Annotated in this window: 24 protein-coding genes; 6 read left to right on the top strand and 18 right to left on the bottom strand. The window is 40.9% G+C overall.

The genetic code is table 11. From position 1 onward, the window contains the following. Nucleotides 1-74 precede the first annotated feature (74 nt). Genes ACFI34_RS13485 through leuS form a run of 9 tightly spaced genes read right to left on the bottom strand, consistent with a single transcriptional unit; the run spans nucleotide 75 to nucleotide 9,491 of the window. Entirely contained in the window at nucleotides 75-839 is a 765-nt protein-coding gene (locus ACFI34_RS13485; protein WP_462673864.1) for a septal ring lytic transglycosylase RlpA family protein, read from the bottom strand. Then, complete coding sequence (gene rodA, locus ACFI34_RS13490) at nucleotides 839-1,945, bottom strand: rod shape-determining protein RodA (RefSeq protein WP_006793395.1); 1,107 nt, start codon at nucleotides 1,943-1,945, stop codon at nucleotides 839-841. Before rodA ends, ACFI34_RS13485 begins: the two co-directional genes overlap by 1 nt. Beyond that, the gene (mrdA, locus tag ACFI34_RS13495) at nucleotides 1,942-3,822 is read right to left on the bottom strand and encodes a penicillin-binding protein 2 (RefSeq protein WP_462673865.1); all 1,881 of its coding nucleotides are present in this window, start codon (nucleotides 3,820-3,822) and stop codon (nucleotides 1,942-1,944) included. The genes rodA and mrdA overlap by 4 nt, the downstream gene beginning before the upstream one ends. Before the next feature lie 9 nt (nucleotides 3,823-3,831). Then, complete coding sequence (gene rlmH, locus ACFI34_RS13500) at nucleotides 3,832-4,302, bottom strand: 23S rRNA (pseudouridine(1915)-N(3))-methyltransferase RlmH (protein ID WP_462673866.1); 471 nt, start codon at nucleotides 4,300-4,302, stop codon at nucleotides 3,832-3,834. A 37-nt stretch (nucleotides 4,303-4,339) separates the two neighbouring features. Continuing rightward, entirely contained in the window at nucleotides 4,340-4,657 is a 318-nt protein-coding gene (rsfS, locus tag ACFI34_RS13505; RefSeq protein WP_006793397.1) for a ribosome silencing factor, read from the bottom strand. A 55-nt stretch (nucleotides 4,658-4,712) separates the two neighbouring features. Beyond that, the gene (gene nadD, locus ACFI34_RS13510; RefSeq protein ID WP_462673867.1) at nucleotides 4,713-5,348 is read right to left on the bottom strand and encodes a nicotinate-nucleotide adenylyltransferase; all 636 of its coding nucleotides are present in this window, start codon (nucleotides 5,346-5,348) and stop codon (nucleotides 4,713-4,715) included. A gap of 24 nt (nucleotides 5,349-5,372) precedes the next feature. Next, nucleotides 5,373-6,410, bottom strand: coding sequence for a DNA polymerase III subunit delta (holA, locus tag ACFI34_RS13515; RefSeq protein WP_008128152.1), 1,038 nt, complete (start codon nucleotides 6,408-6,410; stop codon nucleotides 5,373-5,375). Beyond that, complete coding sequence (locus ACFI34_RS13520; protein WP_006793400.1) at nucleotides 6,410-6,901, bottom strand: LPS-assembly lipoprotein LptE; 492 nt, start codon at nucleotides 6,899-6,901, stop codon at nucleotides 6,410-6,412. The genes holA and ACFI34_RS13520 overlap by 1 nt, the downstream gene beginning before the upstream one ends. 1 nt (nucleotide 6,902) lies before the next feature. Beyond that, on the bottom strand, nucleotides 6,903-9,491 hold the full coding sequence (leuS, locus tag ACFI34_RS13525) for a leucine--tRNA ligase (protein WP_462673868.1): 2,589 nt from the start codon (nucleotides 9,489-9,491) through the stop codon (nucleotides 6,903-6,905). A gap of 290 nt (nucleotides 9,492-9,781) precedes the next feature. Between leuS and ACFI34_RS13530 the strand changes: the two genes are divergently transcribed. The 3 genes from ACFI34_RS13530 (at nucleotide 9,782) to ACFI34_RS13540 (ending at nucleotide 13,235) form a co-directional block, all read left to right on the top strand. Next, nucleotides 9,782-10,240, top strand: a complete 459-nt coding sequence (locus tag ACFI34_RS13530; protein ID WP_006793402.1) for a zinc ribbon-containing protein — start codon at nucleotides 9,782-9,784, stop codon at nucleotides 10,238-10,240. 77 nt (nucleotides 10,241-10,317) lie between these two features. Continuing rightward, nucleotides 10,318-12,756, top strand: a complete 2,439-nt coding sequence (locus tag ACFI34_RS13535; protein WP_462673869.1) for a Lon protease family protein — start codon at nucleotides 10,318-10,320, stop codon at nucleotides 12,754-12,756. Between the two features lie 2 nt (nucleotides 12,757-12,758). Beyond that, nucleotides 12,759-13,235, top strand: a complete 477-nt coding sequence (locus ACFI34_RS13540; RefSeq protein WP_203984181.1) for an FKBP-type peptidyl-prolyl cis-trans isomerase — start codon at nucleotides 12,759-12,761, stop codon at nucleotides 13,233-13,235. A 49-nt stretch (nucleotides 13,236-13,284) separates the two neighbouring features. Here the strand turns inward: ACFI34_RS13540 and ACFI34_RS13545 are convergent, their stop codons facing one another. Continuing rightward, nucleotides 13,285-13,809 carry a CIA30 family protein gene (locus tag ACFI34_RS13545; RefSeq protein ID WP_462673870.1) on the bottom strand — a complete coding sequence of 175 codons (525 nt, stop codon included), beginning with the start codon at nucleotides 13,807-13,809 and terminating at the stop codon, nucleotides 13,285-13,287. Nucleotides 13,810-14,135: 326 nt separating this feature from the next. Here ACFI34_RS13545 and ACFI34_RS13550 point away from each other — a divergent pair, with 326 nt between their 5' ends. Beyond that, nucleotides 14,136-15,146, top strand: coding sequence for an RDD family protein (locus tag ACFI34_RS13550; RefSeq protein ID WP_462673871.1), 1,011 nt, complete (start codon nucleotides 14,136-14,138; stop codon nucleotides 15,144-15,146). 44 nt (nucleotides 15,147-15,190) lie between these two features. Further along, nucleotides 15,191-16,051, top strand: a complete 861-nt coding sequence (locus ACFI34_RS13555; protein ID WP_462673915.1) for an alpha/beta hydrolase — start codon at nucleotides 15,191-15,193, stop codon at nucleotides 16,049-16,051. A gap of 62 nt (nucleotides 16,052-16,113) precedes the next feature. On the opposite strand, the gene ACFI34_RS13560 is transcribed toward ACFI34_RS13555, so the two are convergent. From ACFI34_RS13560 to miaB, 8 genes are all read right to left on the bottom strand, one after another. After that, the gene (locus ACFI34_RS13560; RefSeq protein ID WP_006793408.1) at nucleotides 16,114-16,788 is read right to left on the bottom strand and encodes a hypothetical protein; all 675 of its coding nucleotides are present in this window, start codon (nucleotides 16,786-16,788) and stop codon (nucleotides 16,114-16,116) included. Next, complete coding sequence (locus ACFI34_RS13565) at nucleotides 16,785-17,528, bottom strand: hypothetical protein (protein WP_462673872.1); 744 nt, start codon at nucleotides 17,526-17,528, stop codon at nucleotides 16,785-16,787. Before ACFI34_RS13565 ends, ACFI34_RS13560 begins: the two co-directional genes overlap by 4 nt. Nucleotides 17,529-17,543: 15 nt before the next feature. After that, nucleotides 17,544-18,128, bottom strand: a complete 585-nt coding sequence (locus tag ACFI34_RS13570) for a MalM family protein (RefSeq protein WP_039036654.1) — start codon at nucleotides 18,126-18,128, stop codon at nucleotides 17,544-17,546. A 157-nt stretch (nucleotides 18,129-18,285) separates the two neighbouring features. Beyond that, entirely contained in the window at nucleotides 18,286-19,836 is a 1,551-nt protein-coding gene (gene lnt, locus ACFI34_RS13575; protein ID WP_462673873.1) for an apolipoprotein N-acyltransferase, read from the bottom strand. Then, a complete protein-coding gene (gene corC, locus ACFI34_RS13580) occupies nucleotides 19,817-20,701 on the bottom strand; it encodes a CNNM family magnesium/cobalt transport protein CorC (RefSeq protein WP_006793412.1) in 885 nt (294 codons plus the stop codon). The genes lnt and corC overlap by 20 nt, the downstream gene beginning before the upstream one ends. Nucleotides 20,702-20,723: 22 nt before the next feature. After that, the gene (ybeY, locus tag ACFI34_RS13585; RefSeq protein ID WP_006793413.1) at nucleotides 20,724-21,182 is read right to left on the bottom strand and encodes an rRNA maturation RNase YbeY; all 459 of its coding nucleotides are present in this window, start codon (nucleotides 21,180-21,182) and stop codon (nucleotides 20,724-20,726) included. A 4-nt stretch (nucleotides 21,183-21,186) separates the two neighbouring features. Then, nucleotides 21,187-22,245 (bottom strand): PhoH family protein, encoded by a 1,059-nt coding sequence (locus ACFI34_RS13590; RefSeq protein WP_462673874.1) that lies wholly within the window; start codon nucleotides 22,243-22,245, stop codon nucleotides 21,187-21,189. Nucleotides 22,246-22,296: 51 nt separating this feature from the next. Beyond that, a complete protein-coding gene (gene miaB / locus ACFI34_RS13595; RefSeq protein WP_010556002.1) occupies nucleotides 22,297-23,745 on the bottom strand; it encodes a tRNA (N6-isopentenyl adenosine(37)-C2)-methylthiotransferase MiaB in 1,449 nt (482 codons plus the stop codon). A gap of 244 nt (nucleotides 23,746-23,989) precedes the next feature. On the opposite strand from miaB, the gene ACFI34_RS13600 reads away from it, so the two are divergent. After that, nucleotides 23,990-25,171 carry an FAD-dependent oxidoreductase gene (locus ACFI34_RS13600; RefSeq protein ID WP_462673875.1) on the top strand — a complete coding sequence of 394 codons (1,182 nt, stop codon included), beginning with the start codon at nucleotides 23,990-23,992 and terminating at the stop codon, nucleotides 25,169-25,171. The last annotated feature ends 3 nt before the right edge of the window (nucleotides 25,172-25,174 follow it).

Raw genomic sequence — 25,174 nt, forward strand, 5'->3', positions numbered from 1 at the left:
AATTCGCGTTATGCCATTCTATACCCAAACACCCCTGAGATGCGAGCGTCGTTGGGCTTGTTTGGGTACTTGTCTTACTGAGTGTAAAGCAAGAACGCGTTTTGAAATTGATTTTGTTTTAATTTTTTTAATACTTTTTCTGCGTGCTGCGCGTTTTTTATTGGCCCTAAATGCAGTCTATAAATAGTGTCTTTTTTAACAATATTTGTAGGTAATTTGTATTGTTGGCGTAAACGCTGTGCAAGGGCTTCAATATTTGCCAATGTGCTGCCTGCAGCTACTTGAATATACGTTTTATTAGCAGCAGAATTCGAAAGCGTAACCGCTTCAAGCTTAACCTTTGCTGTACCATGTTTGTAATAGCCAAGCTTGTATGCGGCTGCATAGGAAAGGTCAATAATTCTGTCATCGTGAAAAGGCCCACGGTCGTTTACGCGTACAATGACTGACTTACCATTTTGCGTGTTTGTAACGCGAACAAAACTAGGCAAAGGCAATGTTTTATGCGCTGCGGTCATGGCAAACATATCGTATATTTCACCATTTGAAGTGTGGTAGCCGTGAAATTTTCGGCCGTACCACGATGCGATGCCTTCTTCTTTATAACCTGTTTCGTCAAGCATTGGGGTGTAACGTTTACCGAGTACCTCGTAGGGGCGAGAAGCACTGGCACTTTTTTGCACCTCGGTAACTATGGCGTCCTGCATTTCAAGCGCAGTTGGCGCACGCAGTGGGGCTGAATCATGGCGCATATGGTAACGCCCACTCGAACCACTACTACAGGCACTGACAGTAATAGCGAGTAAAATGGTTATGAGAGTTTGAGCGTAACGTTGCATTATTTTAAAAGCATCCTTTTGTCTGTCGCAATCGACATAATAATACCAAAGCCGGCCATTAGCGTAATCATCGATGTGCCACCATAACTTATCAGGGGTAAGGGCACACCAACAACAGGTAGTAGTCCTGATACCATGCCAATATTTACAAATATATAAACAAAAAAAGTTAAAGTCAGTGCGCCAGCTAACAGCTTTCCAAATGCGTCTTGTGCATTTACTGCAATATATAAGCTGCGGCCAATTATAAACAAGTACAAACTAAGTAAAACGCAGACACCAAATAAGCCAAACTCCTCACTTAATACCGAAAAAATAAAATCGGTATGACGCTCTGGTAAAAACTCAAGTTGTGATTGTGTACCTTGCAACCAGCCTTTACCTTCGACACCGCCAGAACCAATGGCTATTTTAGACTGAATAATATGATAACCCGAGCCAAGAGGGTCGCTCTCCGGATCTAAAAATGTTAGTACGCGTTGTCGCTGATAAGCATGCATACCGTACTGCCAAAATGGCCATGCTGCTAAGGCAACCGCTGCACTTAAAAAGCTAATTAATCGCCAGCTCAACCCTGATAAAAAAAGTACAAATATGCCAGAGCTTGCAATCAGTATTGATGTTCCTAAGTCTGGTTGCTCTTTAATTAATAATGTTGGCAGCATTACTATCGCAAAGCCAAAAATTAAGTGTAGTGGTCGTGGTGGTAAATGTTTACGGCCAATATACCAAGCTACCATCATAGGTACTGCTAGCTTCATTAATTCTGAAGGTTGAAAGCGAGTTAACCCCAAATCAAGCCAACGTTGCGCGCCTTTAGAGCTCACACCAAATAACAACACACCAACCAGCATTAATAACCCAACGCAGTACATCGGTATAGTGAGTCTTTTCAGTGTCGCGGGAGGAATTTGTGCAAGTACTACCATGGCAATGATGGCCACACCCATCCGCGTCATGTGTCTTATCATCATCGCTGACTCTTGGCCACTTGCGCTGTACACAACCGTAATGCTTCCAGCCATCATAAGTAAAATGGCAATAAGTAAAGGCAAATCTAAATGCATACGCATCCAAATAGAGCGCTTGTCATGCAGGGCGGTCATAGGGTGTTATTCCTTGCCAGTTCAACAGGGTTAGCTGCAAAGTAATAATCCATTAACTGTCTGGCAATAGGGGCGCCAACCGTGCTGCCACCACCATTATTTTCAACAACAATAGACACAACTATTTGAGGATTATTGTAAGGGGCAAACCCCACATAAATGGCATTATCGCGTTGTCGCTCTTTAAGTGATTCTGCATCGTATTTTTCACCTTGTGCAATGCTCACAACTTGTGCCGTGCCCGTTTTACCTGCAGGGTCGTAGTTTACGCCCTTAAACGCTTTGTGGGCGGTGCCTGTGACTTTAGTTACGGTATTATGCATAGCATCAATGGCTATACGCCAATTGTCAGGATTGTTCAGTACTACAGGTGGCTTTTCTTCATTATTTATTTGCGTCACATCGTCCTCTTTTTTAGCCACTTGCGCGAAGTGAGGAGGGTGGTTAACCCCTTTGTTTACGAGTATGTTGGTTGCATTTGCAATTTGAATGGGTGTTGCGGTCCAATAGCCTTGGCCAATGCCTACAGAAATTGTGTCGCCAGGCCACCATGACTCTTTAAATCTATTTTCTTTCCATTCTTTTGAAGGCAATATCGCGGTGGTTTCTTCGTGTATATCTATACCCGATAGGTCGCCAAAACCAAAATGCGCCATAAAATTACTAATTTTTGTAATGCCTAATCGGTACGCGGTATCGTAAAAGTACGTATCGCACGACTCTTCAATGGCTTTGTATACATCCACATGGCCATGCCCCCAACGTTTCCAGTCGCGCCATTTGTGCTCTACGTTTCGTATTTCAAAAAAGCCCGGATCCCACATGGTTGTCCCTTCCGTCACCATGTTTTCTTCAAGTGCTAAAATAGCCATATGCGGTTTAATGGTGGATGCTGGTGCGTATCGGCCTTGGGTAGCCCTATTAATGAGTGGGCGATCTGGGTTAAGAAGTGCCTTATAATTTTTACTGCTAATACCATGTACAAATAAATTGGGGTCGTAGCTTGGGTTCGAATATAGCGCAAGTATTCCGCCATCTTTTGCATCCATTACGACAACCGCACCGCGCATGTCTTTGAGTGCATGTTGGGCTATTTGTTGCAGGCCGATATCGAGCGTTAACACTAAATCACTACCTGGCTGTGGGGGAAGCATACTCAGGGTGCGAATAACACGACCACGGTTATTAACTTCTACACGTTGCGAACCGACTTGACCATGTAAAAGTTGCTCGTAGTATTTTTCAATACCGAGTTTGCCAATATCGTGGGTTGCACGATAGTTTGTGGCTTGGCCTTCTTGTTCGAGCTTGTTCAGCTCTTTTCGGTTTAGCTTTGCAACATAACCTAGGGCATGAGTAAGCGTGTCGCCGAATGGGTAATAACGTGCTAAACGGGCCTCGATACTAAACCCGGGGAATTTATGCTGGTTAACCGAAAATGTAGCAACATCGGCTTCATCAAGGCGCGCTTTAAGTACTTGCGATTTAAAACGGCGCGTGTTTTTTATATCTTTTAAAAAATCTTGTTTTTCTTGTTCTGTAATCGTGATTAGTTGGCTTACTTGCTCAAGTGATTCTTCAAGGTTATCAACCTCCTCGGGGATCACCTCGAGATTATAAACGGGTTTGTTCTCGGCAAGCAGTACACCGTTTCTGTCGTAAATTAAGCCGCGATTAGGTGCAATAGGAATAACTTTAATACGGTTGTCGTTGGAGCGGGTTTGATAATCTTGGTGGTCTTTTACCTGAATGTTGTAAAGATTAGTAATTAAAACAGCTACTAACCCTAATACAAAAACAAAACCCACAAATGCACGCCGTGCAAACAAATTAGCTTCTGCGGAGTGATCGCGAATAGTGGGTCTTTGTTTTAGCATAGCAAGGCGTTACTCGCGATGATAGGGATGATTATTATTTAAGCTCCAGCCCCTATATAGGCTTTCTGCAACAATAATTCGCACCAATGGGTGTGGTAGTGTTAGGTTCGATAACGACCACTTTTGCTCCGATGCAGCAATGCATTCTGGAGCAAGTCCTTCAGGGCCGCCAATAAGTAAACTTACATCGCGGCCATCGAGTTGCCATTTTTCCATGTTTTTAGCAAGTTGGTGAGTATCTAGCGCTTTGCCAGTGACTTCTAGCGTAACAATACGATTGCCTTTAGGAATAGCGGCTAATGTTTTTTCGCCTTCAATATGTAAAATACGCTTTATATCGGCATTTTTGCCACGTTTACCGGCGGGTATTTCAATTAGCTCTAAAGCCATATCCTTGGGAAAACGGCGCTGGTATTCAGCAAATCCCGCTTCTACCCACGCTGGCATTTTTGTACCAACAGCAATCATTTGTATTTTCACGAATAACTTCCAAGCGTTGCTTTTAACAAGTGGGTGGTTAGCCCCACAGTTTTTCTAGATCGTAATAGCTACGTGCTTCAGTTTGCATCACGTGTACAACCACATCGCCTAAATCAACCAGTGCCCATTCGCCGTCATTTTCGCCTTCATAACCTAATGGCTCTGAATCTGCATGACGTGCTTCTTTTGCTAAGTGGTCGGCGATTGATTGAACGTGGCGTTTAGACGTGCCAGTGCAAATTACCATGTAATCGGTAATGTCTGATTTATCAGTTACGTCTATGTCAACGATGTCACGCGCTTTCATATCGTCAATTTTATCCATTGCAAAGGCGAGTAGTTGTTTTGAATCCAAGGTTTTGTCTCAATTTAAAAATTTAATGGCGCATATTTTAACACGCTAGGCATTTTTAAGCATCAATTTGATAAAGCTGATGCATTTGTATGTAATGACTAACGGCATCGGGTAATAGTTCATTCTTTTTGTTACTTTTTTTAAGATCATCACGAATAGAACTAGAAGCTGCATCAAGCATCTTACCTGGTAAAAAGTAAAGTTTACCACCTAAATGCTCTGTAATAAGAGCGGGGTCATCCACGAGGGCATGCTGCATGTAGTGCTTAAGCTCACCTGCTACCTGACAACTCTGCGCTGGTCGTTGATACACCACAATATGGCAAAGCTCAGTAATTGTTTGCCATTCAAACCACTTATTTAGTGAATTAAATGAATCCATTCCAATCAAAAATAATATAGGTGTACTTGGGTACTCTTTACGAAGTTCTTGCAGGCTAAGTAATGAGTATGATGGGCCTGAACGATCTAGCTCTCTTAAATCGAGTGCAAAATTAGGGTACGGTTTAATCGCCGCATTGAGCATATTAACACGATGTTCTGTGCTTATACCTGGTGCCGCTTTGTGGGCAGGAAGTGCGCAGGGCATAAAATACAATGTGCTTAAATTAAATGCGCTTACACATTGCTGAGCCATATTAATATGGCCTAGATGAACGGGGTCGAAGGTGCCACCAAAAATAGCAATCATTTTTCTGTCCAACAGGTTAAGCAACTAATTAAGGCTGTGACACGGCATAGGAATATCGAGCGGTTGACAAAACTTAATACAAATATGTGCAAGTGCCTGATAAGGAGCAATTAAGTTGCCTTGTTTATAGCTTGCATCAAATAAAGCAATGTCACTATTAATTTGCTCAAGTACAGTAATATTTAGGCGATTAACTGCATTTTGCACCGGCCCTTGCTGATTTTTCCAAATGGCATTTTGTTTAAATAAGCTGGCGATTGGCTCACCATTTAACAATCCCAATTGCACATTCATCAAGGTGTTGAGCTCTTTTGTAATCGCCCACAATATACTCACAACTTCAGTGTTGTCACTGGCTAGTTTGTTCAAAACTTTAATGGCTTGCTTGGCATGACCATTTAATAAGGCATCGCTTAAATCAAAAATATCAAATTTGGCTTGATTTAATAGCCCTTGCATAACCAATTGCTGGGTAATAAGTGCGTTGCCATGCAGTAAGGAGAGCTTTTCAAGTTCCTGAAAACACGCTAATAAATTACCTTCTGTTGCATTGATAAGGCTTAATTTGGCATCATTTTGCATGTTAAGAGCCAAGCGTTGACATTGCTCATCAAGCCATCGTTTTACGTGCGAGCCAGTCAGTGGATAACAAGGTACAAATACACCTTGTTTGTCGAGTGCTTTAAACCAGGCACCGCGTTGTACTTCTTGGCTCGCTTTTGCACCTTTAATAATTAGTATCGTGTCGGGGTTAACAAGCTCAACGACACGCTTAAAGGTATTACTACCAATTACACCGGGCTTTTGCTGGTTTAGGTCAAACTCAATAATAGTGCGTGCACTAAATAACGACATGCTTTGATATTGCGCTATTATTTCCTGCCAATCAAACCCTTGCATTAAAGTAAATTTAATTACTTCATCAAAGCCTTGTGCTTTGGCAGTATCGCGAATTAGCTGAACACACTGTGCTTCTTGAAAAGGCTCTTCACCAAAAACTAAGTAAAAAGGTTTTAAGCCTTTGTTTAATTCGTTAGGTAATTGATTAGCGTAACAGCGCATTACAGTTGCGACAGCTCTCTAACAATACGACGACTTGCTTGCTTACGAATTTCGTTAATTAGCAGCTCTAGCTCTTTGGCTTTGGCAAGTGCGTTATCGGGGTCGTCTTGATAATTTCTATAAAGCTCAAAGCGTTTTTCTATAGCATCTTTATTGGGGTGTTTTAGAACATATGAAACGCCATAGGCAAGTTCGTATTCAGCAACCTGGCCATTTTTAAATAACGACAACGTTTGGCGTTCTATGGTTTCTTTACGTAAATACAGCTGCGCTACGTTTTTAGATGAAGAGGTAAGTTCAACTTCACTTGCTAACAGCTCTTTTTGTAACTGTTCAAATAAAGCTGATTTTTCGTCATCACCAATAAGCGTAATGAGTTTTAGGTTATCAGGCAGGCTTGACGCTTGCTTTAAGTGAAACCCACAACTAGATAACAAAAAACAGACTAGCGCTAAGGCTAGCCCGTTTTTAATGGCCTTAAATACAGCCATATTAGTTAGCAACCACGTTAAGTAGTTTACCTGGCACGTAAATGATCTTACGAATGGTTTTACCATCAGTAAATTTAGTTACGTTTGCTTCTGCAAAGGCAAGTGTTTCTACTTGTTCTTGTGATGCATCTGCTGCCACAGTTAGCTTAGCGCGAAGTTTACCGTTTACTTGAACGATGATGAGCTTTTCATCTTCAACCAGGGCTGATTCGTCAACTATTGGCCATGCTGCATCTAAAATATCACCGTCTTTACCTAGTTCTTCCCACAACTCATGAGATAAATGTGGCGTAATAGGGGCAAGCATAATGATTAACGCTTCAAGTGCCTCGTTTGCAATGGCAATGTCTTGTGCATCATTAAGTGGCGCTTTAATTAACTTATTAGACAGCTCCATGATGGCAGCAATTGCCGTGTTAAACGTTTGACGGCGTTCAACATCATCGCTTACCTTTGCAATGGCTTTGTGTAATTCGCGACGAAGTACTTTTTGTGGGTTAGTAAGCGCAGACTTTTCAAGTGCTTGGTAACCTGCTGCTTTCACGTCTACTGCATATTTCCATACACGTTTTAAGAATCGGTGTGCGCCTTCAACGCCAGAGTCTGACCATTCAAGTGTTTGTTCTGGTGGTGCAGTAAACATCATGAATAAACGCACTGTATCAGCACCGTATTGTGCAATTACTTGTTGTGGGTCTATACCGTTATTTTTAGACTTAGACATTTTGCTCATGCCTGAAGAAAATACTGGTTCGCCATCTTCCTTGTGCCATGCTTTAGTAACTCGACCTTTCTCGTCAGTTTCTGTTTCAACATCGCTTGGTGAAATCCAAATATCACCACCTTTCTCATCTTTACGATAGAACGTTTCAGCCAATACCATGCCTTGACATAGTAAGCGGTCAAATGGCTCGTCTGAATTTACTAAACCAAAGTCACGTAATAGTTTATGGAAAAAGCGTGAGTACAATAAGTGTAAAATTGCGTGTTCAATACCACCTATGTATTGGTTTACAGGTAACCAATAGTTAGCGGCTGCTGGGTCTAACATGCCTTCGTCGTAACGTGGGCTACAGTAACGTGCGTAATACCAAGACGATTCCATAAAAGTATCGAAGGTGTCAGTTTCGTGAGTAGCAGGTACGCCGTTTACTGTGGTTTTAGCCCACTCAGGGTCTGCTTTTATTGGTGATGTTACACCATTCATTACCACGTCTTCTGGTAAGCGAACGGGTAACATATCTTCTGTTGCAGCAAGCTCGTTGCCGTTTTCGTCGCTCAGCATTGGAATTGGAGAGCCCCAATAACGTTGGCGGCTAACACCCCAGTCACGTAAGCGGAAGTTTACTTTACGCTCACCCACACCTAGTGCTTCTAGTTTGTCGGCAATCGCATTAAACGCTGCTGAAAAGTCTAATCCGTCAAATTCGCCAGAGTTTACTAATTCACCTTTTTCGGTGAATGCTTCTTGCGCTAGGTTTACTTCAAGGTCTGAGCCTTCAACAGGCGCAATAACTTGTTTAATATCTAGGCCGTATGCATTTGCAAACTCAAAATCACGTTGGTCGTGTGCAGGTACTGCCATTACCGCGCCAGAGCCGTAATGCATAAGCACAAAGTTAGCCACCCAAATAGGCACTTGCTCGCCTGTTAATGGGTGAGTTGCGTAAAAGCCTGTTGCAATGCCTTTTTTCTCCATTGTTGCCATATCTGCTTCGGCTACTTTGGTGTTTTTGCATTCTTCAACAAACATTGCAATCGCATCGCTGTTTTTAGCGGCTTCTTGGGCAATAGGGTGGCCACCGGCAACGGCGAGATAAGTTACACCCATGAAGGTATCTGGGCGAGTGGTGTATACGCTAAACTTTTCGTTGTTATCGGTACGCGTAAACTCAATGTCTAAACCTTCAGAGCGGCCAATCCAATTGCGCTGCATGGTTTTAACTTGCTCAGGCCAGTCGTCTAATTTGTCTAAATCGTCTAAAAGCTCTTGTGCGTAGTCGGTAATCTTAATAAACCACTGTGGAATTTCTTTTTGCTCAACCACAGCGCCAGAGCGCCAACCGCGACCGTCAATAACTTGTTCGTTAGCCAGTACAGTTTGATCAACCGGATCCCAGTTTACGGTCGACATTTTTTTGTACACTAAGCCTTTTTCGTAAAGCTTAGTAAAAAACCACTGTTCCCACTTATAGTACTCTGGGTGACACGTTGCAATTTCACGATCCCAATCGTAACCAAAACCTAATTGCTTAAGTTGGTTACGCATGTAATCAATGTTTTCGTAAGTCCACTTTGCAGGCGCTGTTTTATTTTTAATAGCGGCGTTTTCTGCTGGTAAACCAAACGCATCCCAACCCATAGGCTGCATTACGTTTTTGCCTTGCAGGCGCTGGAAACGAGAAACAACATCACCAATGGTGTAGTTACGCACATGACCCATATGCAGTCGACCACTCGGATAAGGGAACATAGAAAGACAGTAATATTTTTCTTTGCTCTCATCTTCAGTGACTTTAAATACTTGGTTTTCTTCCCAGTAGCTTTGTACTTTTGACTCTATATCTTGCGGGTTATATTGCTCTTGCATCTACGATTCCAGACTTCTTGCAAACTAATAAAAAATTGCCGATAGGATAACCCAAATAAAGCACTATTCACAGCGTCAAAAACACCGTTTTGCTAAATTGTAACCTTCATGTCAGGTTAACCTATACTTATCTATGTTAAACGTCAGGCGTGTTGACCTGTGTAGATTGAAATTTGCTCAGTTTAGGGTTTTCTAACCACAGTATAAAATGTCACTTAGTGGCCTGAGCAAAGATTCATAAATATTGCGTCAATCCAACTCGTTTATTAGCAATTTTGAAGGAGTACATAATGGCAGATTATAAAGCATGGCTTAGTGATTTAAGCGCGTGGCTAAAAGACATCAAAGATCATGAGGTAAAAGATGCGGTAACTCGTTTTGTTGAATCAGAGCAAGCACTTAAAAATTTAGGTGAGGAAAAGTATCAGCTCTACCGCAACTACTTAAAACGTGACATAGCGCACCTTAGCGAGAACGATTCCCACTATAATTCGCTTGCATGGCAAGAGCTTAAAGAGTCTTTATGGTTTGAACTTTCACATATAGAAGACAAAACTCAGCTGGAATGGCAATCCTTAAACCAAGATTTTAAACATAATGGGGTGTATCACGCAGGTGAATGGATAGCCATGGGCACATTAGTATGTAAGAATTGCACTCATAGTTACGATGTTTATCACGCCACACAAATTTTACCGTGTATTGAGTGTGATGGAATCTATTTTAGTCGTAAGGCATTGCACCCTTAAGCATATGTATTAAGTGGCTGCTGGCCACTTAATACGCCCAAAAGCCAGCGATTATGCTGGTATATAAAGAAGTTAGAATGACGAAAAAACTGCTGCCACTACCTTTATCAACGCTTGCACCTAGTATTTCTGCTAATCACGTACTGACGTGCATGAATAATCCCTACCCAGAGCAACTCAATTTTATTGGGCAACAACGTGCACAAAGTGCGCTGGACTTTTCGCTGGGGATGGAATTACCTGGTTATAACGTTTACGTTATGGGCGAAGCCGCACATGGGCGTTACACACTCGTAAAGGACAAACTAAAACAGCATGCCAAAGGCCGAGTAACCCCAAACGAATGGTTGTATGTTAATAACTACGACGACCATCGCGAGCCAATAGCATTGTTTATGCAGGCAGGGCAAAGCAAACAATTGAGTGACGATATAGACTCTTTTTTAGACGAAGTGCTCGACACGTTTCCAGCCGCATTTGATAACCCTGCTTATCAGCGTAAGAAAAAATCAATTGATCGTGAATTCAATGATGCTTACGACAGCGCAATTACCGCCGTTGAAGTGGCTGCGCTTGAGCAAAGCGTTGCACTTGTTGAAGAAAAAAGCTCAGTGGGCTTTGCGCCGCTTATAGATGGCAAGCAATTGAGTGATAGCGAGTTTGCAGAACTTGAAGATGAACTTCGCGAAGCGTTTTTTGAGAAAATAGAAAAACTAGAAGATGCGTTAATTGAAGCTCTGATAGAGTTGCCGCGTTGGAAACGTGAATCTAAAGAAAAACTCCGCAACCTTAAAAAGTCGACCGCTGAGCAAGCAACTAAACCACTGTTAAAAGATTTAGAACATAAATACGCCACACATATTGGCGTGCTTCGCTATTTAAAAGACATACGTGTAGAAATTATAGATGCTGTACTTGAATGGCTAGACGATGAAGACGAAAACGAAGAAAATAAGGAAGACTTTGATCGTAAAGGCATGCTCACTGACTTTTTTGCCCCCAATATTTTAGTCGAGTTTAAAGAAGACGATGCAGCCCCAGTGGTGTACGAGCCTAACCCTACCTTTGGTAATTTATTTGGCAAAATAGAGTATGCCACTTCACAAGGTACACTAATCACCAGCTACCGCTCAATTCAGCCCGGTGCATTACACCGTGCAAATGGCGGTTATTTGATAATGGATGCTGAAAAAGTAATGGCTAACCCACAGGTGTGGGATGGGCTAAAGTTATCGCTGAAAATGCACCAAATTAAAAATGACTTACCATATCAAGATAGTACAGTAGGTACGAGCTTTACGCTTCGCCCGCAATTGATCCCACTTGATGTAAAAATTATTTTATTAGGCTCGCGCGATTTGTATTACACCATAGGTGAATACGATGAAGAATTCGCAGAGCTATTCAGAGTACTAGCTGATTTTGATTACTACTTACCAAGCAGTGATAAGTTACAGTATCAGTTTATTACTAAAGTGACAGAGTACTGCGAAAAAACGCTTAAGTGCACTACAACGCAAGCCGCTATGGTGAGATTGCTTAAATTTAGTTATCGCCAAGCTGAGCATCATAACAAGCTTTCAGCGCGTTTTGCTGATGTGTTAGAGCTGGTGGCTGAGGCAAGTTATTACGCAAAACAAGATAAGCTAACGGTTATTGATGCGCATCATATTGATGAAGCCATTGAGGGTAAGCAATACCGCACCGGTCAAATTAGTGAAAATATGCTTAGTGATATCAAAGAAGGTCATACGTTAATTGCTACAACCGGACAAGCCATTGGTAAAGTAAATGGCTTAACGGTACTGCACATTGGTGATACGTCGTTTGGCACACCGGCGCGAATTACTGCCACGGTATACGCCGGCGCTGATGGCGTAATAGACGTAGAGCGCGAAGCAGAACTGGGTAAAGCTATTCACTCTAAAGGCGTGATGTTACTTACTGGTTATTTAGGTAATAAATATGCTCAGCAATTTAGCCTTACGCTCAGCGCAAACATTGCAATAGAACAAAGCTATGGCTACATAGACGGCGATAGCGCCTCGTTGGCAGAGCTTTGCGCGTTAATTTCGGCTATTACAAGCTTACCAATAAGCCAATCAATTGCGCTTACGGGGTCTATAAACCAACATGGTGATGTACAAGCTATTGGTGGTGTAAACGAGAAGATAGAAGGCTTTTTTAAGTTGTGTAAAATGCGCGGCTTAACGGGTGAGCAAGGCGTCATTATTCCTAAGTCAAACCAAGTTAATTTGGTTTTAGATGACGAAATACTCAATGCAGTAGAGCAAGGCAAATTTAATATTTACGCAGTAGAGACGGTCGATCAGGCGCTAAACTTACTGATGGATATTGAAGCGGGCGAACTCATCGACGATGTATACCCTGAAAGTTCAGTAAACGGCATCGCACTTGCGCGTTTAAAAGAGATTGCTGATATTGTTAATGGCGATAACGAAGACGATGCGGATGACGAGCTAGAAAACGAAAAACTAGAAGACGAGAAAAACTAATTATGATCAATATTATTTTGGCGGTTGTGATCGCTATTTTGTGCGTTTTAATATTTAAAAATAGTAAAAAAGCCAAACAACAGGCGATTGCTAATGCGCAAATTGAAAGCGACTATTTAGTGGCAAACGCTAAAGTAGATGGTGTATTGGAAACTGCATCTGGCCTGCAATATAAAGTATTGCACAAAGGAGAAAACACCAATACACCTAGCCCAACAAGTATGGTCAATGTGCATTACCACGGTACACTCATCGACGGCACTGTGTTTGATAGCTCAGTAGAGCGCAAGTCACCTATTAGCTTTGGTTTACACCAAGTTATTAAAGGGTGGACCGAGGGGTTACAGTTAATGAGCCCGGGAGACAAATTTCAGTTTTATATACCGCACCAATTGGCTTATGGCGAAAAGCGGGTAGGGAGCATTCCACCAGCATCACTGCTTATTTTTGAAGTAGAATTGCTTGCAATAGAGTCGTAAAGTTACAGTGTTTGCTCACTTTTAACCGATTAAAAGTGAGCATGACGTACTAACCTGCAAATTCAATGTGTGCTATTTCAAGCTTAAATTTTCCCGCCTGTTTTCCTGCAATCATAAAACCAAGTTGTCTAATATCACTAAAATCAATCACTGGTTGCTGGGTTAGCGTACGACCACGAAAAGTAAGCGCAAAATCGCTTGGGGTAAAATTAATGTTAGTCCATTCATTTTCTATTGTTTTAAATGAGTGTGTATACGCAGGTCCATCAAGGTAGTTAGATGTACGCAGCCTTAATTGATACGTTTGACCGTCACCTTTAACACGTAAATTAATAGTATTTGCGTTTTGACCCTGTGTGTTGAGCTCAGTGCGGATAGAAGCAAACCCTCCGTTATTTTTAAGCGATACATTACCTTCAAATACCAATGCCTCTTTTGTATGGCTTACTTGGCTATTAGACACGCCCCCCATGACCGAATCGTTTACAACGTACCAACGCTGATTTGCGTTAACCTCTGCGCTTAGCAGCAAAGTATTAAATATAAAAAGAAAGGCTAGTTGTTTAGTGGTCATTGGGTTGCTCCTAAAGGCTTTGATTAACTAATACGATCACATATATAAATTGTTCACTTAACCTAAAACTAATTTATTAATAACGCGCAGGTCTTGCTGGCTTTTAAGGATAAAAAATTGTTAAATCGAGGGTTTTTAGTCACTGCGCAAAGTTTGTAACCTAGTGGACTAAATAAAAATCGAGTAAAGCTTCTGCGTCCCGCTCACCCTTTTACCTTCACCATGAAGGCAACTAATAGTAAATAGCGGTTGTTTGAATTAGCTTGAGCAAAAAATAAAAAGCGCGTAAGTTAAACGCGTTACCTATTTTAATAACAAGTATAATAATGAAAGCACAAGAATTAGAACAATTAGCGCTATCTAAAACCGAAACTCGAGAAGTCATTACCCCTTACGCGTTTAAAATTGATAACGCCCTACTAGGTTTACCCTTAGCAACGCCACTAAAGCGAGCTATAGCAATAGTAATAGATGTTGCCCTAATATTTGTAGCTGCAAAGCTTAGCGCCACCTTAATTGCCTTTGTTGCGGCTATGGCATTCTATAAAGGGACGGCACAACAATATCTTCCTAAAATGTCGAGGGTGTGGCGAAGAGTATTAAAAATAGTAGCCGCCGGTATTTTATTTGTAAGCGCTCTTGCGGTGCTTTCAATTGGCATAGACTATTTAGAAGACGATAACAGTGAAATCAGCTCAGCTATTCAAGGTGTACAAATAGAAGACGAAATACAGCTTACTGAGTCAGAAAAACATCGTGTAAATGCCTATTTAATTGAAGTAGAAGACGAGAGCTGTGACCAGTTTTGCCAACAAAATGCGCTTGATAATTTGATAGGACAAGTACCCAAGTTAGCAGAAATGGACGACCTTCAAAGCCCACAACTTGCTAGAGCACTTTTACAATTATTAGTGCTTAGTGAAAATAACGAAATAAACCCTCCACAGTTAATAGAAGAAAAACCGTCACAAACAACTACACACAGTATTTTGCAGTGGGGCAAAGGTATTATTCAAGACTTGGGTTTGGGTTTTGGTTGGGCTGCAGTTTACTTTACGCTATTTTCATTACTTTGGCGCGGCCAAACTCCCGGAAAAAAGGTGTGCAACATACGTGTTGTTGCCTTAAATGGCGAACCACTTGGTTTGCTTGATTGTTTTGGCCGCTACGGCGGTTACGGCGCAGGTTTTGCCACTGGATTGTTAGGCTTTTTACAAGTGTATTGGGACCCTAATAGGCAAGCTATTCAAGATAAAATATCAGCGACTGTGGTTATTCAAGGCAGTGTTAACCAAGTTGTAAATGTGAAAACGGTAGAAGAAACCGTAAAAAGCTAAATAATTAATAGTTATAGGTAATAGGTACGCTAGTGAAGTTTTTAATGTTGACGATCATCACCTTATTTTTTGCAATCAGTGCAAGTGCTTCCGAGTCGGTTTTATTAGCAAAAAATGATCATATAGAGTCTCGAATTTTAAAAGAAAGGCGATTTTACAGCGTTTACTTACCACCTAGTTATAGTCAAAACGCTAATGAAACATACCCTGTAATTTACTTACTAGATGGTGATAGCACGCATTTAAAAGCAGTTGCAGGGCTGGTGGAAGCGCTAAGTACAGAGCGATTAGAGCAGCAAATACAACAAGCAATTATAGTCGCTATTCCTAACAGCCAAAATGCAATAAGAGAGCGCGACTTTACTCCTACCAATGTTGATTGGACGTTTAAGGGTAAATTATTAGAAAAATTTGAAAATAGTGGTAATGCAGTAAATTACAGTGCATTTTTTGAAAAAGAACTTATTCCACATATTAATAAAAACTACCGAACATCAAATAAGCGGGTATTAATTGGTGAGTCTTTTGGTGGCTTATTTGCAAGTTACGTACTTTTGACTAATCACACATTATTTACAGATTACTTAATAATTGATGCTACATACATTTGGGATAATAATTATTTAAACCGTTACTTTAAAAATAACCAAATTGAAAACAAAGAGATGGCAGGGGATGTGTATTTTACCTTTGCGAATAATGCCACAGCATTTGGTGATATAGGTAAAACAAATTATCAGTGGGGATTAGCGTTTGCAGATAAATTAAGGAATCACCCAAGTAAAAAATTAACAGTAACACAGCGTTACTTTGAAAACGAAACACACGGTACCGTTGCTGCACTTAGCTGGTATTATGGATTGAGAAAATTACTTCAACAATCAGTTGTAATTGAGAATCAATAAAAACTATAAATTAAAGCCCAATAACTAGCTAAAGTTTTAGTTAATTATTGGGCGATCGAAGACTATTTTACTTTTGTATTTAACAAGACAATAGGAGTTAAAATATGCTTAAGTATTTGCTCATATTTATCGTTATCAGTTAAGTCAGGGGCATGTAGATCTAGGCCAACCTCATGAAAATTATTTTTTTCAACGTCATTATAATATTGTAAGGCGATACTAATTGCAGGCCTGAATTCGACTGAGTCTCTTGATCTTGTCAATACGTGCTGCTCAACACCATTCCAAGTTGCAGTGCCATCTACTATTTTAATTGAATTTTCTTTTGGGTGGATAACCAGCAAATTGCCAATATTTGGATACGTTTGCTTAATGCTGTTAAACGTAAATTGTATAGCTGCTTGCACTCGTTCTGATTCGAGTTTGCCTGTTTTTGTGTTAAAAGCACCGCCTTGTTCAATAATAAAGTTATCAAACATGGGTTGAACTTTAGGGTTTAGGTTAGTTAAGTTATATTTTTTTGAAAAGTTAATTACGTTATTATCAAATGCTTCTCTATAGAGTGCTTTGTTACCGGTATTGGCTGTTGGTAACCATATATAGGCTAGGTTACTATGTGTTGCCGGTTTAGCGATTGTAATTCCATTCGCTATCACTTTAGGGTCGCTATTGTATTGAAATAGTTTGCAACCGACTAAATTTAGTAAAACGATGATGACAACCATGTGTTTAATCATTTTTTCGTCTTCCAAGTGTCGATTGTTTTTAATGCGAACTGTAATGCACTATCCAATTTTGCAGGGTCTTTAAATAATTTATCGGCATCTTTCACAATAATTTCTTCATCACTGTTAAATTGTGCCACTAACTCAATACCTCCAGAGCCCATAGTTAAGAGTGTGTCTTTCTCATCTCTAATTCTGATATACACTCTGCTTCCTGGCACATAACCTTGTTCGTTTTGAAATAACGATACGAATATATCACCCCCATCGGCACCACCTTCAAGGTAAGACTCTTCTTGGCCATACCACTTGGCTACGTGGCCTAATAAAATACTGTTTGTAAAATGTGCGCGTACAGTATCAACACCTGCAAACACAAAAGCATTTACACCGAGGTTTGTTTTTGTAGTGGCAAGCGCTTCTTTCCAGAGTTCATTACGTAGGTTTTCATTTGCTTGTCCTGTAAGCGGGTCGTATAAGTTCTCAGCGTTATCTAATAATTGATTAAATACCGTATAAACTTCGCTGGCGTCTACTACTTTAAAACCACGCGCTTCAAGTGCTTTTTTTATTGGCGCTTTATAATGGTTTTTTAATTGTTTTTCAAAATAAGTGAGATCTTCTTTAACATAAAAACCGCCAAATCCAAGTACCTGATAATTTGCTTTTAGTTGTCCCGTATTCATGTAGTTTGGTGAGGATTTACATCCACTTAATATGACAAGGATAATAATGGTAAAAATATATCTCATAAAAACTCCTGAAAATTAAAGTAATTTGATACCAATTTTAGCGAACGATGTAAGGGTAAGTTGCCTATATTCACTTCCACCAACTTGTGAGCGCCAATTGATTGTTGTTTTTTTATTATTCAAACTGCTATCAGTATAAAAAATTAAGTATTTGGCTTCCTCTGGTAGAGTAAATTGAGTTTTGTAATATAGGTTACCAGCTAAATCTAATGTTGTTGGTAAACCATTTTCCCACGCCTCATAAGGTTTAAGGTGTTTTATAACCTGCTTTGATTTATCTAACAGTATTAACTCAGGGTAAACAAGCGTTGCTGTTTGAACAAATGCGCCATTGGCGTAACTAAAAACTTGAGCGAAGCGACTATTATTTGGTTTTTCAATTGCAATGAATGGGCTTTTGGCTTCATTAAAAATTCTAATAGGCTGGTTTTTCAAATCAAAAGAGGTCAGCTTGTTTATTTGCTGTGTTGCAAATGCAATATCGCTTAAGTTGGTACAGCAGGCGGGGTTACTTTTTAGTCTTGATAGGTCACTTTTAGCTGAATTAGCGCAGCCAAACAATAATATGACTAAGGTTGCTATGCTTATTACTTTTTTCATAAATATTTTAATTATTATTAGTATATTGATAGTAACTAATATGAAATAAGACTAAAACACATAAATTTATAATATGTAACTCAATGTAAATAAAATTAAATATGAATTGTTCACACAAGTTTATTCTCTAATTTGCCCCATAAATATTGAGTACCTTTTAGTTTTTAAATCGCATTAGAGTCCCACCAATCCCCAATAACGCCACAATTCCCCATACAAACACATTGCCATATTGGCTATACACGCTATTACCTTGTATAAGTTTTACATCGGCTTTTAATACTGCTGCTTCAAACTGTGGCATGGTTTGTTGTGTATTGCTTAGCGGGTCGTATACGGCGCTTACACCGTTGTTGGTAACACGTACCAGCGGGCGTTGTAACTCAAGGGCACGCATGCGGGCAATTTGCATGTGTTGCAATGGCCCAATTGATTGACCAAACCACGCGTCGTTACTGACAGTAAATAATATATCTGAGTTAGTTTTATAATTGCCGCGTACTAAATCGGCAAATACTATTTCGAAGCAAATAGCAGGGAGCAGATTAAAGCCATTGGCGCGCAAGTTGTTTTGTATTCTGTCGCCTCGTGAAAATGAGGACATAGGTAAATCAAACAAAGGCGCGATTGGGCGCAGAATATCTTGAAAGGGTACAAATTCACCAATCGGTAGTAACTGGTGTTTTTGATAGCGATTTTTACCGAGGTATTCATAATGGCCGTGCTCGTCGTCACGCTCTTTGTTACCCAGCACTATAAGCGTATTAAATATGGTTTTGGTATCGATTTGGTAGTCAACAATGCCCGTAATAAGGGCGGTTTCATTAAATGAGGCTGCGCTATCTAGCCCAGCTAAGTAGCTGTCGGCAAGGGCTTCTATTTCAGGAACTGCGGCTTCAGGCCAAACAATTAAATCAGCATCCCAATGTGGGCGAGTCATGTCTTGGTATTTGCTCATGGTGGTCCAAAACTCGCTAGGCTCAAAGCGAAGGTGCTGCTTTATATTGCCTTGTACTAGTAAAGTCGACATTGATTTACCTGAGTACTCAACAGTGTTTGTTGCACGCGAACCAATGCATAAAAAAGTAAATACAGTTAGCGTAACCAGCGGGGTCTTTATGTCTTTTTGTGTTAACCGGTACAGTGCAAAGCCAATGGCAATACACACTAAGGTCAGTCCAAATTCACCAATGTAAGGGGCAAGTATATTTAATGGTCCATCGGTTTGGGTATACCCAAAACTTAACCACGGAAACCCGGTAAGGACCACCCCCCGTAAATATTCACTAAGAGCAAAAAAGCTAATAAGCAGCAAACCAAAGCTATTTGGGCTGGTGGCAAAGCGAGTTGTTAAGTAAAACGCTAAAGCGGGATAAAGCGCTAAGTAGCCGCACAATAGTGCCATTAACGAAAAAGAGGCTACAAGCGGCATACCGCCAAAGGTAGCTATAGACACATGTACCCAACTAATACCTGCACCAAACCAGCCTAAACCAAATATAAAACCATATTTAGCGGCACTCTTCGCATGGTTTTTTCCGGTATTGTTTGGATTAATACAAAAAATGACAGCTGCAATACTAATAAATGCAATTGGCCAAATTTCAAAAGGGGAGTAGCTAAAAGTTAAAATAAGGCCCGCAATAAATGCGAGCCATGATTTTATATCTTTTGCTAATAGGGTCAGTCTAGTTAGCAGTTTCTTCACTGTCGGTGTCATCAGCCTTAGGAACGGTGACTTGCAGTTGCAAGATACGACGATTGTCGGCATTGGTTACTTTAAATTGGTAACCATCTATGTCTATTGTTTCACCACGGCTAGGCATATGGCCAAATGCATGTAAAACGGTGCCACCAATAGTGTCGGCTTCTTCTGTGCTATACCCTGTACTGAAGTGCTCGTTAAAGTCATCTACTGGCGTTAAGGCCTGAACAACATGAACGTGTTTTGCAAGTTGACGAATATCTTGTTGTTCTTCTTCTTCGTCGTGCTCGTCTTCTATTTCCCCAACAATGGTTTCAAGAATATCTTCAATTGTAACGAGTCCCGATACACCGCCGTATTCATCAATAACGACAGCCATATGGTAGCGTTGCTGACGAAATTCATTTAGCAGAGTGTCAACACGTTTGCTCTCAGGTACGACCATGGCAGGACGTAAGTAATCGCGTATTGAAGGTAAATGCTCGTCTTTATTTAAGATAAGCGGCAGCAAATCTTTAGCAAGTAAAAAACCTTCTACGTGATCTTTGTCTTCAATCACCACTGGGAAGCGTGAGTGAGTTGAGTCAACCATCATGGGTATTAGCTCTTCAAGCGGGCTGTCGATCTCAAGAGTGACCATTTGTGAGCGCGGGATCATTATGTCTCGCACTTTAAGCTCAGATACACTAAGCACACCTTCAATCATTTCTTTTGTTTCTGGATCGATTACGTCTCGTTCTTGCGCATCGGCAATCACTTCGACCAGCTCTTCTCTATTCTGGGGTTCCCCTTGCAGCATTTGGGTTATTCTACCCAACCACGTTTTGCCAGAAGAACCCTGGCTAGATTGCGAGTTACCGTCGCTCATTGCGTCTAATTGCTCCGTTAATTTAAATTTCGTCCCGGTATGGGTCTGCTATATTTAGCTCTGCAAGTAATTGCTTTTCTATGCTTTCCATTTGCAAAGCGTCTTCACTCTTTATATGGTCAAATCCAAGTAAATGCAAGCACCCATGAATCACCATGTGGGCAAAGTGGTCATGAAATGACTTCTCTTGCTCCACTGCTTCAGCCAATACAATGGCTGGGCAAATTACTAAGTCACCAACAAGGGGAAGCTCTATTCCTGGTGGCGCTTCAAATTCAAACGACAATACATTAGTGGGTTTGTTTTTACCCCGGTAGTCGTTATTAAGCTGTTGTGATTGCGCTTCGTCGCTAATTACTATGGTGAGTTCAGACTCATCACGATATTGGCTTAACGCTTTATCAGCCCATAATGCAAATTGGGCTTCACTAGGGAGGTTGTCAAACTCACAGGCTATTTGTAAATCAAGTTCGGTTGTCAAAGTATTACTCTTTAGTAGTAGAGTTAAGTTGAGCAGCTAGCTCGTCTTTTGCTTTTTGCTTTTCAATTCGCTTCAAGCGCTCGCTCTCATCGTTACGCTCGTAGGCTTCAACAATACGCGCAACAACAGGGTGGCGCACTACATCGTGTGCTTTGAAGTAGTTAAAACTAATTTCATCTACACTGTCGAGCACTTCAATGGCATGGCGCAGACCAGAGCGTGTGCCGCGCGGTAAATCAACTTGGGTTATATCACCAGTGATCACCGCTTTTGAATTAAACCCTATACGGGTTAAAAACATTTTCATTTGTTCTGCTGTGGTATTTTGACTTTCATCTAAAATAATAAACGCATCGTTTAATGTACGACCACGCATATAGGCAAGGGGTGCAACTTCAATGATGTTTTTTTCTATTAGCTTTTCGACTTTTTCAAAACCGAGCATTTCGAATAGCGCATCGTAAAGCGGGCGCAGGTATGGGTCAATTTTTTGGCTTAAATCACCAGGTAAAAAACCAAGCTTTTCACCAGCTTCCACTGCGGGGCGCGTTAACAAAATACGACGAATTTCTTGTCGCTCAAGGGCATCAACTGCGGCAGCTACTGCTAGATAGGTTTTACCTGTACCAGCAGGGCCTATACCAAAAGTAATGTCGTGATTTAATATATTGGCAACGTAAAGGCCTTGGTTGTCGTTTCGGGGCTTAATAACACCACGGCGCGTTTTTATAACCATTTCTTTGCCGTATGCACTGCTTGAAGCATCTTGCTCTAGGGCTTTAGATTCGGTAATTGCCAAGTGAACATTATCAGGTTCTATTTCACCAATAACACCGCGTACAGGTTGAGTATCAACATATAGATTTTTTAAGATTTCGACCGCAGAGGCACTATTGATTAGCTTTCCCGTTACTTTAAAAAAGTTGTCACGGTGAATAATTTCAACAGCTAGGCGGCGTTCAATTTGTTTGATGTTTTCGTCAAACGGGCCACATAAAGAAGAAAGGCGTTTGTTATCGGCAGGTTCTAAATAAATCTCTAATGTTTTTAACTGATTACTCAAAATTGCTTCCTATAGAACGGCGCCAGTATTTACTGGCGCTAGGTGTATTGACTAAGGAACGAAAGTAGCTACGCCAATCTCGTTAACTGTCTCTGGTTTTGGCTCACTGCTTGCTGCTTTGGTTAAAATAGCTGATGGAGCGATATCGCGTCGTAAGTTCATTTCTGATTCTGTACGAATTAAGTCACCACGTAAAGAGTTAGGCAGTGCTTCTGTGATACGTACGTCAACGAACTGGCCGATCACCGAATGTGGACCAACAAAGTTAACAACACGGTTATTTTCGGTACGACCGCGTAATTCCATCGGATTCTTTTTCGATGGACCTTCAACCAAAATACGCTGTTCTGTATCAAACATTTGGCGGCTAATGTGCTGTGCCATTTGTGTAATACGGTTCTGTAACAGGTATAAGCGTTCTTTTTTCTCTTGCTCAGTTACGTCGTCTGGTAAATCTGCCGCAGGCGTACCAGGGCGTGCGCTATAAATAAAGCTAAAACTCATATCAAAACCAATATCGTTGATAAGGTTCATAGTGGCTTCAAAATCAGCTTTACTCTCACCCGGAAAACCGATGATGAAATCTGACGACATGCTTAAGTTAGGGCGAATTTTACGCAGCTTTCTAATTGTTGATTTGTATTCAAGTGCAGTATGGCCGCGTTTCATTAGGTTTAGTATACGGTCAGAGCCACTTTGTACCGGTAAGTGTAAGTGATCTACAAGCTCTGGTACGTCAGCATATGCATCAATAATATCTGGTGTAAATTCTACTGGGTGCGATGTTGTATAACGAATACGGTCAATACCATCAATTGCAGCAATTAATCGAATTAAATCTGAGAAGTAGCAAATGTCGCCATCGTGAGTATCACCACGGTATGCGTTTACATTTTGTCCCAATAGATTTACTTCACGCACGCCTTGCTCTGCAAGTTGTGCCACTTCAAGGAGCACGTCATCAACTGGGCGGCTAACTTCTTCGCCACGAGTATAAGGTACAACACAAAAGGTACAATACTTGGAACACCCTTCCATTATTGATACAAACGCAGAAGGGCCCTCAGCTTTTGGCTCAGGTAGGCGGTCAAACTTTTCAATTTCTGGGAACGAAATATCAACAACAGACGAACCTTTATTACCTTGCACTTGTTTAATCATTTCAGGTAAACGGTGCAGTGTTTGTGGGCCAAAAATAACATCTACAAATGGAGCTCGCTGGCGAATGGAATCACCTTCTTGAGAGGCAACACAGCCACCTACACCAATAATTAGCTCTGGCTTGTCATCTTTTAACAACTTCCAACGGCCTAATTGGTGAAATACTTTTTCTTGCGCTTTTTCACGAATTGAACAGGTGTTAAGTAAGATTACGTCGGCATCTGTTGCATCTTCAGTTAGCTGGTAGCCATTGGTGGCATCTAAAAGTTCAGCCATTTTCTGAGAGTCGTATTCGTTCATCTGACAACCCCAGGTTTTGATATGCAGCTTTTTGCTCATTGAAATTTAGCCTCGTGTTCAATTCGATAATGGCACAAATATGTGCTTGAAACAGAATTAAGGAGCAAGCTTGCTCACTTAAAGGACGCGTATTTTAGCTGGATACCCGCCCAGATCCAAGTATAGTTTTCATGTTTGTGATCTCAAATCAAACTCAGACGAGTTTAATAGCTTGATAGTTATATACTCTCGCACTATAGCGGCGAGTTACGGTACAATTAAAATAGATTAACGTATTAACAAAATGATGATAAACATGACTCAAAATAATGTGATAGTGGTTGGCGGCGGCATGGTTGGTGCGGCAATGGCAATAAAGTTAGCACAACAGGGAAAGTCAGTGCGCGTTATCGAAAAACACCTAATCGATCCGTCTCATGTTTTGAGTAATGACAACGTTGATATAAGAGTATCAGCTATTAATCGTTTTTCTGAAAAGTTACTTGATAGTTTAGGGGCTATGCCCATTTTAAGAAAAGGCCGGATTGCGCCATACCAACAGTTAGAAGCTTTTGAACGCGGCGACGATAAATTGTTATTTGATTGCGCCGACATTAATACCACGCATTTGGGTCACTTAATCGAAAACAGTTTAATACAAGCCAGTTTATGGATGCAGTTTGAGCAATACGATATTGAAGTCATCGAGCAAAAAGAGGTTGTTAGTAAAATTGAACAAAATGCCGATTCGATTACCTTGGTATATGGCGAGCAACGTTATACCGCCAGCTTAGTGGTTGCAGCCGATGGCGGACAATCACAATTACGAACTAAAGCAAATATTGGTGTAACCGGTTGGCAGTACCAGCAGCAATGTATGGGCGTACTTATTAAATTGGACGCACCTCAACAAATAAAGACATGGCAGCAATTTACGCCATCAGGCCCGTTGGCTTTTTTACCTATGCAAGCACCTTACGCTAATTTAATTTGGTACGACGATGCCAACACATTAAACACATTTAAAGGATTAGATGGAGCACAATTAAAAAGTCATATTTTGGCTAAGTTCCCAGGCCTTGTAGGCGATTTTGAAGTGCAAAGTCATGCTGTGTTTCCAATTACTCGTCAACATGCTAATAATTATTCTTATGGTCGTTTGGTGTTAGTAGGCGATGCTGCGCACACTATTAATCCATTGGCTGGGCAGGGCGTTAACTTGGGTTTCCAGGACGTTGTCGCTTTAGCCACTATATTAAATGATGCAACCGACGTCGGATGCGCGTTAAAGCTGCAAGAGTACGAACGCACTCGCCGAAAAGCTAACTTATTAATGATGAGTATGATGGATGCCTGCTATTTTGGTTTTTCAAACCAAATAGCCCCACTAAAATGGGCGCGTAGCCAATTTCTAAAAATGGCTAACAATACTGGGGTGGTAAAAAACTGGGTATTAAAGTACGCAATTAGCGGTGAATTTAGCTAAGAA

It is taken from the genome of Pseudoalteromonas sp. PSi26 (assembly GCF_054960575.1).